This window comes from Amycolatopsis rhizosphaerae, from assembly GCF_007713715.1.
GTDB lineage: Bacteria > Actinomycetota > Actinomycetes > Mycobacteriales > Pseudonocardiaceae > Amycolatopsis_E > Amycolatopsis_E rhizosphaerae.
In genome coordinates, this window is the sequence record NZ_VJWX01000266.1 from 1 (window position 1) to 9,617 (window position 9,617).

Annotated in this window: 8 protein-coding genes and 1 pseudogene; 2 read left to right on the forward strand and 7 right to left on the reverse strand. The window is 72.0% G+C overall.

Going from position 1 to position 9,617, the window contains the following annotated elements; all coding sequences use genetic code 11:
- Positions 1-277 (reverse strand): annotated as a pseudogene (locus tag FNH05_RS23345) (hypothetical protein); the annotation flags it as partial.
- A 206-nt stretch (positions 278-483) separates the two neighbouring features.
- Here FNH05_RS23345 and FNH05_RS23350 point away from each other — a divergent pair.
- Complete coding sequence (locus FNH05_RS23350; protein WP_144590859.1) at positions 484-1,173, forward strand: ABC transporter ATP-binding protein; 690 nt, start codon at positions 484-486, stop codon at positions 1,171-1,173.
- Positions 1,170-3,545: an ABC transporter permease gene (locus tag FNH05_RS23355; RefSeq protein WP_144590860.1), complete on the forward strand. Its 2,376-nt coding sequence runs from the start codon at positions 1,170-1,172 to the stop codon at positions 3,543-3,545. Before FNH05_RS23350 ends, FNH05_RS23355 begins: the two co-directional genes overlap by 4 nt.
- 14 nt (positions 3,546-3,559) lie before the next feature.
- Here FNH05_RS23355 and FNH05_RS23360 read toward each other — a convergent pair whose 3' ends face one another.
- From FNH05_RS23360 to FNH05_RS23385, 6 genes are all read right to left on the reverse strand, one after another.
- The gene (locus tag FNH05_RS23360) at positions 3,560-4,177 is read right to left on the reverse strand and encodes a hypothetical protein (protein ID WP_144590861.1); all 618 of its coding nucleotides are present in this window, start codon (positions 4,175-4,177) and stop codon (positions 3,560-3,562) included.
- Entirely contained in the window at positions 4,174-5,508 is a 1,335-nt protein-coding gene (locus FNH05_RS23365) for a hypothetical protein (protein ID WP_144590862.1), read from the reverse strand. Before FNH05_RS23365 ends, FNH05_RS23360 begins: the two co-directional genes overlap by 4 nt.
- Entirely contained in the window at positions 5,505-6,311 is an 807-nt protein-coding gene (locus FNH05_RS23370) for an ABC transporter ATP-binding protein (RefSeq protein ID WP_144590863.1), read from the reverse strand. Before FNH05_RS23370 ends, FNH05_RS23365 begins: the two co-directional genes overlap by 4 nt.
- A gap of 34 nt (positions 6,312-6,345) precedes the next feature.
- The gene (locus FNH05_RS23375; protein ID WP_144590864.1) at positions 6,346-7,176 is read right to left on the reverse strand and encodes a zf-HC2 domain-containing protein; all 831 of its coding nucleotides are present in this window, start codon (positions 7,174-7,176) and stop codon (positions 6,346-6,348) included.
- Positions 7,173-7,721: an RNA polymerase sigma factor gene (locus FNH05_RS23380; RefSeq protein ID WP_144590865.1), complete on the reverse strand. Its 549-nt coding sequence runs from the start codon at positions 7,719-7,721 to the stop codon at positions 7,173-7,175. Before FNH05_RS23380 ends, FNH05_RS23375 begins: the two co-directional genes overlap by 4 nt.
- Before the next feature lie 543 nt (positions 7,722-8,264).
- Entirely contained in the window at positions 8,265-9,359 is a 1,095-nt protein-coding gene (locus FNH05_RS23385; RefSeq protein WP_144590866.1) for a pentapeptide repeat-containing protein, read from the reverse strand.
- Between the last annotated feature and the right edge of the window lie 258 nt (positions 9,360-9,617).

Genomic DNA, 9,617 nt, shown 5'->3' on the forward strand with positions numbered 1-9,617 from the left:
GGGCGGGGCCGTAGTGGTGGGTGACGATCCCGATCGGGGCGTCGGGTGCCGACGGCACCCCGGACGGCATGCCGAACGGCCCCGCCGGCGGCGTCAGGGACTCGGTGATGTCGTCGGGCCTGCTCAGCGCACCGTTCAGCGTGCCGATGGCCAGGACCAGCGCGAGAACCGCATCGGCCGCCCATGTCCAGCGGGACAGGCTCGGTGGCGGGAACGGGCCCCGGCGCACCGCGGCGAGGACGGCGTTCCATCGAGCCCTGAGGTCTCCTGTGTGCACCGGAGCAGTCTGACAGCCCCTTGTCCCGCGTCACATCATTCGTGACGGCGAGGTTGGCTCGTCCGCGGGACCTCCTCCGAAGGGATGACGCCAGAGTGCCCGTCGTCCGGCGGACGGAACGGATTTCGTTGTCGCGGCCGACGCGCCGTGCCAGGCGCGCACCTAGCGTTGACGGCGCATTTCTTCCCTGTTCTCGTGGAGGCCCCGTGACCGCGCCACTCATCCAGATCCGCGACGTGAGCAAGAAATACGACGTCGGCAGACCGGCGCTGTCCAAAATAGACCTCGATGTCCGTACCGGTGAGGCGCTGGCCGTGCTCGGTCGCTCCGGCAGCGGCAAGTCGACCCTGCTCAACCTGATCGCCGGACTGGACAAACCCAGCGAGGGCGCCGTCATCGTGGACGGACTGAGGGTCGACGAGATGAGCGAGGCCGCACTGGCGCGGTACCGGCGGGAGCGGATCGGCATGGTCTTCCAGTTCTTCAACCTGCTGGACGACCTGACCGTCGACGACAACGTGATGCTTCCCGCCCAACTGGCCGGAATGGCCGCGGGGACGGCCCGCAAGCGGGCCGCCGGGCTGCTGGAGTCGCTCGGTATCGCGCGACACGCCAAGGCCTATCCCGGGCGGCTGTCCGGAGGTGAGCGTCAGCGGGTCGCGGTGGCACGAGCCCTGATGAACCGTCCGGCGCTACTGCTGGCCGACGAGCCGACCGGTGCGCTCGACAGCGCCTCCGCGGCGGACGTGCGGGAGTTGCTGGTCGAGCTCAACCGGAACGGTCAGACCATCCTGCTGGTCACCCATGACGTCGCGCTCGCCCGGTCCTGCACGACCAGGACGATCGAGCTGCTCGACGGCAGGATCTTCCGCGACGAGCGGGTGACGGTCCAGTGAGCGCGCTCGGCAAGGTGGTGCGCGCCGGGACCGGGCGGCGCCGCGGGCAGACCGTGGTGATGGTCTTGACCACGATGATGGCGGTCACCGCCTCGATACTGGCCGCCGGGCTCCTGGTGGCCTCGCAGGCTCCCTTCGACACGGCCTTCGCCGGCCAGCGAGGTGCTCACCTGACCGCGCGGTTCGACGCGGGCAAGGTCACCGCGGCCCAGCTCGAAGCCACCGCGATGGTTGCCGGGGTGACGGCCGTCGCCGGTCCGTTCCCCGTCCTGTCACTGCGGCCGTCGCCCGGCGAGAGTGCCGACGGACTGCCCCCGGGCCTGCGGCTGGAGCCCATGACCTTCGTCGGTCGCGCCGATGACGGCGGTCCGGTCGACGACCTGGTGATCACCGCGGGCCGCTGGGCCACCCGGCCGGGCGAGGCCGTGGTGAGCTCCACCGACTCGCCCTTCGAGGTCGGCGACAGGATGACCTTCCCGGACCTGCCGGGCAAACCGGCGCTCACCGTGGTCGGGCAGGCCCGGTCGATGTCCGGCAGCTCCTCTGCCTGGGTGACGCCGGCGCAGCTGGCAGCATTGTCCACAGCGGACACCGAGCCCGCCTACCAGATGCTCTACCGTTTCCGTAGCGCGGACACGGATGCCGAGCTGACCGCGGACCGGGCCGCGGTCTCCGCGGCGGTGCCGCCGGGCTCGATGACCGAGGCCGCCTCCTATCTGAAGCTCAAGGCGGCCGCCGAGAAGACCGCCGCGACCTTCGTCCCGTTCGTGGCCGCCTTCGGTGTGCTGGGACTGTGCATGTCGATCCTGATCATCGGGATCGTGGTCAGCGGCGCGGTCACCGCGGCCACGCGCCGGATCGGCATCCTGAAGTCGCTGGGCTTCACCCCGGCGCAGGTGGCGCGCGCCTACGTCGGCCAGGCGCTGATCCCGGCCTCGATCGGCACCGCACTGGGCGTCGTGTCGGGAAACCTGCTGGCGATCCCGGTCATGTCCGACGCGGGCGATGCGTTCGGCGACGGGACGCCGACGCTGGCTCCGTGGCTCGACCTCGCGGTCCCCGCGCTCGCGCTCGGCGCGGTGGTGGCCACGGCCCTGCCGTCGGCGCTGCGCGCCGGCAGGCTGCGCACCGTGGAGGCGATCGCCGTGGGCCGCACCCCGCGGGCCGGACGCGGCCGCACCGTCAACCGGCTGCTCGGGCGCCTGCCGCTGCCCCGGGCGCTGAGCCTCGGTCTGGCCGGCCCGTTCAAGCGGCCGTCGCGGTCGGCGACGGTGGTCGCGGCCGTGGTCCTCGGGACGGTCGGGGTCACCTTCGGCGCCGGCCTGGCCGTTTCGCTGAGCGCGATCCGGGACGATCTCAACCGCAGGTCGCCCGGCGCGGCCGTGGTCCAGCTCTTCGGGCCACCGGCGCCGCCTGCCCTCGGGATGGGAGGGAGCGGGCAGCCGCCCCGGCAGGCCGACCCCGCCGAGATCGCCGCCCTGATCAAGGCCCAGCCGGGTACCCGGCGGTTCTTCAGCACGGGCCAGACCCGGGTCGGCGTGGCCGGGCTTGCCGGGGAGACCGAGGTGATCGCCTACCAGGGCGACTCCTCCTGGGCCTCGTACCGGATGCTCAGCGGGACCTGGTTCCACGGGCTGGGGGAGGCAGTCGCCCCGACCGGCTTCCTGCGGAGCAGCGGCACGCGGGTCGGGGACACCATCACCCTGACCAACCAGGGCCGCAGCGTGACGGTGCGGCTGGTCGGCGAGGTCTTCTCGACGCACGAGGCCCTGCTGACGGACATCGCTTCGCTGGACGGCCTGCACGCCGACATCCAGCCGATGTCGGTCCAGTTCGACATCGACATCCGGCCGGACGTGAGCCAGGCGAGCTACCTGGACTCCCTCGACCGGGCACTGCTGCCGTACAACATCACCGCCCAGCCCAACACCGCCCACGCGAGCACCAATTTCGTCGCCATGGAAAGCCTGGTGGCCCTGCTCACCCTGATGCTGGTGGCCGTGGCCGGGCTCGGGGTGCTGAACACGGTCGTCCTCGACACCCGTGAACGCGTCCACGACTTCGGGGTGTTCAAGGCACTGGGGATGTCGCCGGGGCAGACCGTCGCCATGGTCGTCACGTCGGTGGCGGGCATCGGCCTGGTTTCCGGCGTGGTCGGCGTTCCGATCGGCATCCTGCTGCACGACGCGGTGGTGCCGGCCATGGGCTCCGCCGCGGGCACCGGCATCCCGGCGGCGGATATCGCCGTCTACTCCCTGCCGCTGGTCGTCGCTTTGGTCCTCGGCGGCCTGATCATCGCGACGGCGGGTGCGCTTCTCCCGGCGGGCTGGGCGGCCCGGAATCGCCCGGCGGTGGCTCTGCGCAGCGAGTAGGCGCACTCGCCGAATCACGCCGGGCAACGGGAGTCGCCGCTTGCGGTGGCGCCGGGCGGGTGGTCCACTGGGCGGCTGCCGCGGACGGCGTAAGTGACCAGCCCGGTGGCGGCGAGCGCGGCGGCGACCACCGTGGCGGCCGGGGCGTCCGGTGGCTGCAGGGGCCAGGTGAGCACGTGCAGGAGCACCGGCTGGGCGACCGGTGGCACCACCGCCGCGGTGCCCGCCCACGCGAGCGGCAGGGTCCAGGCGAGCTGATGGCCGAACGCCGCCGACGCCAGCGCCGTGAGCCCGGCCAGACCGGCCGCGTCCCGGATGACCGTGCCCGCCGGTGCGCCACTGGTGAGCGACGCGACCGCGCACACGGTGACCGCGATCGCCACGAGGTGCCCTGAGCGCCAGCGGGCCCAGGGCACGGCCGCGGTGCGCTCCAGCGTTTCGTGGGCGCCACCCAGCCCGTTGCCGAGGACGCTCACTCCGAGAGCGAGCGCGAAGACGGTGAAAACGAGCGTCCTTTGTGGATCGTCCCCGGCGGCTCCGGGCACGGAAACCACGGCGGTCGCGATCACCGCGGCGGGCAGTGCCACCGGCACCCGGCGGGACCGCAGGTACAGCCCGAGCAGCCGCGTCACCGGCCACCTCCGGTCAGGGCGGCGGCCGGGTCGTCCTGGCAGTGCAGCCCGGCGGCGCGGACCGCGGCGATGCGGCGGGTCTGGTCCGCGACCGGCAGCGCCGTCAGCGCTTGCCAGGCCGCGTCGCGGGCACTCGTCTCCTCGCCCGGCGTGACGCGCAGCCCCGGCGCGGGGTAGCTACCGTACAGCCATGCGGCCGCGATCGCCCTCGTCCGGTAGTCGACGGGGTCGCAAGGGCGAGTGCCCGCCCCGGCGAGGATGCGCACCACCAGTTCGTCGTCGCCGTTGCCCGGCCAGCCTTGCCCCGGCGCGTAGTTGTCCGAATGCAGCCACACCTCGTCCGCCGGCTGCGGGCCGGTCCGCTCCCCGGTCACCTCGTGCACGGAGGACGGCGGGTCAGGCAGTTTCGCGAGCAACTGCAGCGCACGGCGGGCCGGGCCCACCAGAGAGGACAGGCCCTGCTCGTGCGCCCTGGTCACGCAGACCACCGGGCCGCCGTCACGGGTGCAGACCTCGGCGACCGCCGCGGGGTCCTGCCGCAGGCCGGAGACCGGTGCGGCGCCGAGCAGGGGGATCGCCGCCAACAGACCGCTCAGCACCGGGGCCGCCGCGGCGGTGATCGCGGTGCGGCGCCGGGCGAGCAGCACCAGCGTGAGCCCGCCGGCCGCCAGCCCCCCGAACCAGACGGCCTGCGCCAGACTCACCGAGCCGGCAACCGTGCTGAACTCGTCCACCTTCTCGACCAGAACGGGCGACAGCAGTGCGGCACGACCGGGGGCGCCGGACTTGGCGAGCTGGATCGGGGCGAGCAGGAGCAGGAAGCAGGCCACGACCAGGACCGGTGCCGTGTAGGCGGACGGGAACAGCCTGCCGATCCCCATGCCCGACCACGCCGCGGCGACCAGTGACAGCGCCCCGACCGCGGCGACCGGCAGCCAGCCGGTGTGGAAACGGCTCGTGCTGCCGCTCACCCGGATCGCACCCACGGCAAGCGTCGCCGCGTAGCCGAGGACCAGGCAGAGCCCCAGCGCGACCGCCGTCGGCAGCATCCGCCGCCGGGCCGGCAGGGCCGTCGTGCCGAGTAGTTCGCCCGTACCGCACCGGAGGTCGCGCTGCACCTGCCACACGCCCGCACCGGCGGCCAGCGGCCACAGCACGACCAGCATGATCCGCCCGAAGGCGGCCAGCGTCGTCCACTGCGTGTCCCACAGGCTCGCCTGCCCGGACAGCACCAGCGACCACAGCCCGGCCACGCCGAGCGCGGCGATCAGCGCGCCACTCGCCGGTGCCGCCGACCGGCGCAGCTCGATGCCCAGGATCCGGGATGTCATCGGGCCGCCCCCCTGCCAGCGCGGTGCCGGGTGAGCAAGGCCGTGTACCCACGTTCGATCGGGTTGTCGCCGACGTCGTCCGTCCCGCCCCGCCCGGCGATTTCGTCCGGCGTGCCCTGGAACACCAGCCTGCCCTCGTCGATCAGGACCACGTTGGTGCAGGCCGCCGCGACGTCCTCGACCAGATGCGTCGACACCAGCACACAGGCCTGCGCGCCCAGGTCCCGGAGCAGTGCGCGGAAGTCCACGCGCTGGGCCGGGTCCAGCCCCACGGTCGGCTCGTCGAGCAGCAGCAGGCCGGGGTCGTTCACGATCGCCTGCGCGATCCCGGCTCGGCGCAGCATGCCGCCGGAGAGCGTCTTCATCCGGTCGTCGGCGCGATCGGCCAGGCCGACCCGCTCGATCGCCCGCTGCACCGCGCCGGGCACGTGCCGCCGGTCCATCTCCTTGAGCCAGGCCATGTACTCGACGAACTCGCGCACCGTGAACCGCGGGTAGTAGCCGAATTCCTGCGGCAGGTACCCGATCTTCCGGCGCAGCGGGCGCAGGTCGGCCCGGCCGCCGAGGCGCTGCCCCAGCAGTTCCAGTTCGCCGTCGGCGGGCTTGAGCACCGTCGCCAGTGAGCGGATCAGTGTCGTCTTGCCCGCGCCGTTGGGGCCGAGCAGGCCGTGCACGCCCCGGCCCAGTCGCAGTTCCAGTCCGTCGACAGCCATGCGCCTGCCCGCGCGCACCTTCAGGCGATGCGCCCTGACGTGGCAGGGATGGGTCGCGGGCGCGAGTTCGGCGGGGTCCACCGCACGCACTTCGGGTCTCCTTCGTCGTTCGCAGGAAAAGAGGTCAGGGCAGTTCCGCGCCGGGCAGGGTGCCGAAGGCGCGCGCTCGTAGCGCGGTCGCCACCGCGGCCACCCCGGCCGCGAGCCCCCAGAAGGGAAGGCTCGGCGGGGCGAGCAGCAGCGGCAGACGAGCGGTGAGCAGGCTGGGGACGATCACCGCGAACACCCACGCCGTGCCCAGCACCGTGGCCGCACGGCGGACACCCAGCACGCTGCCCAGCGCGAGCGCACCGACGGTGAACGCCAGGCACGGCAGCAGGCACAGGGCGGGCGACACGCCCGTGACACCCTCGGCGACGGCGAGCACGGGGATCACCACGAGCAGCGCCACGGTGGTGCGGCGCAACACCAGTGGCAGGCCCGCACGCGGGGTGCTCACGGCCAGCTCGCCCATCGGGTCCAGCCGTCGCGTCCAGGCCGCCGACACGCCCAGCAGCGGCACCACGGGGGAAACCAGCAGCACCAGCGAAGGCGCGTGCCCGCCCTTGGCGAGCAGGTCGATCCCGAGTGCCGCCAGGATCACCAGCACACCCATCAGCAGCCAGGGCTGCTGCGACGGCGGGGCCCACCGGCGCACCGTGCGCAGCCACCGCGACGGTGCCGGTGCCGGCCTGCCGACAGCCTTCGCGTCCACTTCGGCCCAGACACCGTCGAGCAGCGTGGCCACCGCGGGGGAGTGAGCCGAAACCTCGTCGGCCACGCGCTGTCTGCACAGCGCGCAGTTCTCGAGGTGTTCTTCCAGCGCCCATTCCGTGCCGGCCGGAAGCGTGCCCCCGCCCGTCACATAGGCGGATATCACGGCCTGTCCGCAGTGTCTTTCCGTTTTACCGCTCATGAAATCGCCTCCCGCATCGCCAGCCGCGCACGCCGGGCCCGCGTCTTCACCGTTCCTTCCGGTATGCCGAGCAGCGCCGAGGTCTCGCGCACGCTCAGCCCGTCCAGCACCAGTGCCTGCAGAACCTGGCGCAGTTCGGGAGCGAGCGCACCGAGGGCGTCGCCAAGCTCACCGGACACTGTGGACCGCAGCAGGGCCTCGTCCGCGCTGGGCGAGTCCGCCTCCTCGGCCGTCCGGAGCACGGCCCGGACCACGTTCTGGTGCCGTCCCTGCGCACGGAAGGCATCGACGAGACGCCGGCCGGCCACTGTCCACAGCCAGCCCAGCGGGCTGCTGCCCGCCGCGTCCGCGGCGAAGGCGCCCGCGCCCCGCCACACCGCGAGGTAGGTCTCCTGCAGCACCTCGGACACGAGTTGCTCGTCGCCGCAGCGGCGGCGCAGCCGCACCGTCAGCCAAGGCGACGTCCGGCGGTAGAACTCCTCGAACGCGGCCCGGTCGCCCCTGGCCGCGCGGCGTAGCAGACTTCCCTCGTCCAGTTGCCCCATCCCGGCCACTCCCGTCCACACCAAGACAATCGCGCGACTGGCCCATGCGGGTTCTCGATGTCGATGTGATGCGGGCCACTGCCGCGTGGAAGGCCGTCGCCGGCGGCGGCTATCTGTGCCGAGCGGATCCGGTATGGGTGCTGTAAAAGCGTTGGCGGCGGGCCTGGGAAGTGACTTGTCCGAAGAGCCGATGTACGGGGTTTGAGTCGGCCACGCTGGACCATGATGCCGTCCCAGATTGTCCTCCCAGGCCCGCCGCGATCGCCCGCCCCGCATCGCGGAGGAGTCGGCGGTGGTAGACCACAACGGACAGTCGCCTTTTCGGACGCGTTCTAGGGCATCGGTGTCGGTCGATCTTGTTGCCTTCACGACGTTCACCGATTCACCGACACGTCGGTCTGGCGCTACCGGGAGTCGGACCACCTGATTCTGCGTTCGCAGGCCGACCCGGACCGGCTGGCCGAACTGGCCGCCGAGCACTCGACCGCGATGGCCTGGTGAGCCGCCGGGCACGAGCGCCCGCATGGACGGCCCGAACCGGTGTCAGGCTGTGGGGACGGTGATCCGGGCGTGGTGGGAGTCGAGGGGTTCGGTCGCCCAGCCGTCGGGCAGTTCGATGTCGTGGTCCGGGCCGACGATGGTGTCGTAGAGCGAAATGGCCGGTTGAGGTGCGGTGAAGCGCAGATCGACGTCGCTTCCGAACTCGGCCTGGCGAAGGTCCAGTGAGGTGTCGAAGACGGCGTCGCGCAGGCTGAAATCACCGGTGCAGACCATTCCCTTGAAGGCCGTCTCGCCGTCGAAGCGGGTGCGGTCGAACCACGCGGAAAAGCCGAAACGGACCCCGCTGAACCAGGCGCGGGAGCGGAAGTGCGCTCCCTGGCAGCGAAACCGGCCGCTCAAGCGTCCTTCCCCGGTGGTCGCCCTGGTGAACCACACCGGGCCGGTGAACTCGGTTCCGCTGAGGTTCGAACTGCTGTAGAGCCGTGCGTAGCGCAGGACCAGGGTGCCTACCTTGCGCCCGGTCAGTTCGAAGTACTCCAGCACGGCGCCGGTCAGGTCGAGGTCGTAGGCCGGAGCGGCGGCACCGGCCGGTGGCAGAAGATCCACGATGAGGCGCTGCGCGGTGAGCCGGACCTGGAGTTCGCGTTCGGCCACCGGATCGGGCTCGTCGCGCTCGTCCTCGTCGTGGTAGCGGGGATGGTCGAACGGGCGGCGCAGGTAGGCGCAGAGCACGTCCAGCACGGTCTGTGTGTAGCCGGATTCGGCGCGCGCGACCCCGGCGAGCGCGTGCAGCGCCCCGACCCGGACCTGATCGGCGTCGCTGCCGAGCAGTTCGACGGACTTGCCGAACCGCTCGTCGGTGACGCGTTCCCGGTCGCGTTCGGCGCGCAGCAGTTCCAGTTCGTACCGTTCGCGCTCGACCCGCTGCCGGTTCTCCTCGACCTGCCGCCGCCGGTCGTTGAGCCAGAGGGCATAGAGCGCGACCACCGCACCCGCGGCCAGACCACCGGTGCGCAGCGCGTCGGCGCGGGTGGTCGCCGGATCGGTCAGCAACCAGCCGCTGACGGCGACCAGCAGTACCGTCGCGAGAACGAAGGTGCCGAGTAGCGGCGACTTTCGGCGTGGGCGCTCCGTCATGATCACGGAGCCTAGAGCGTGTGTCAAAGCGGCGGAGCCGCTTGCTGTGGGCTGTCAGCTTGCACCGGCGCGGGTTCTGACGTGGTTCCTCGCAGAAACGACACTGCCAGCTCCGACAGGGTTCAACACAGTGAAGTGATCTCAGCGTCTTTCAGCTGAGTCGGCCGTGTTCAAAATGGGTGAGTACGAGCGCGGCCTTGGTGATGTCCCCGATCTTGCGTGGGCTGGTGGTGATGTGGCGCAGGGCTCGCCAGCGGC

Excerpts from the sequence above, each read along its gene's own strand:
- FNH05_RS23365 (WP_144590862.1), bottom strand. The coding sequence starts at position 5,508 with ATGACATCCCGGATCCTGGGCATCGAGCTGCGCCGGTCGGCGGCACCG.
- FNH05_RS23375 (WP_144590864.1), bottom strand. The coding sequence starts at position 7,176 with ATGAGCGGTAAAACGGAAAGACACTGCGGACAGGCCGTGATATCCGCC.
- FNH05_RS23380 (WP_144590865.1), bottom strand. The coding sequence starts at position 7,721 with ATGGGGCAACTGGACGAGGGAAGTCTGCTACGCCGCGCGGCCAGGGGC.
- FNH05_RS23385 (WP_144590866.1), bottom strand. The coding sequence starts at position 9,359 with ATGACGGAGCGCCCACGCCGAAAGTCGCCGCTACTCGGCACCTTCGTT.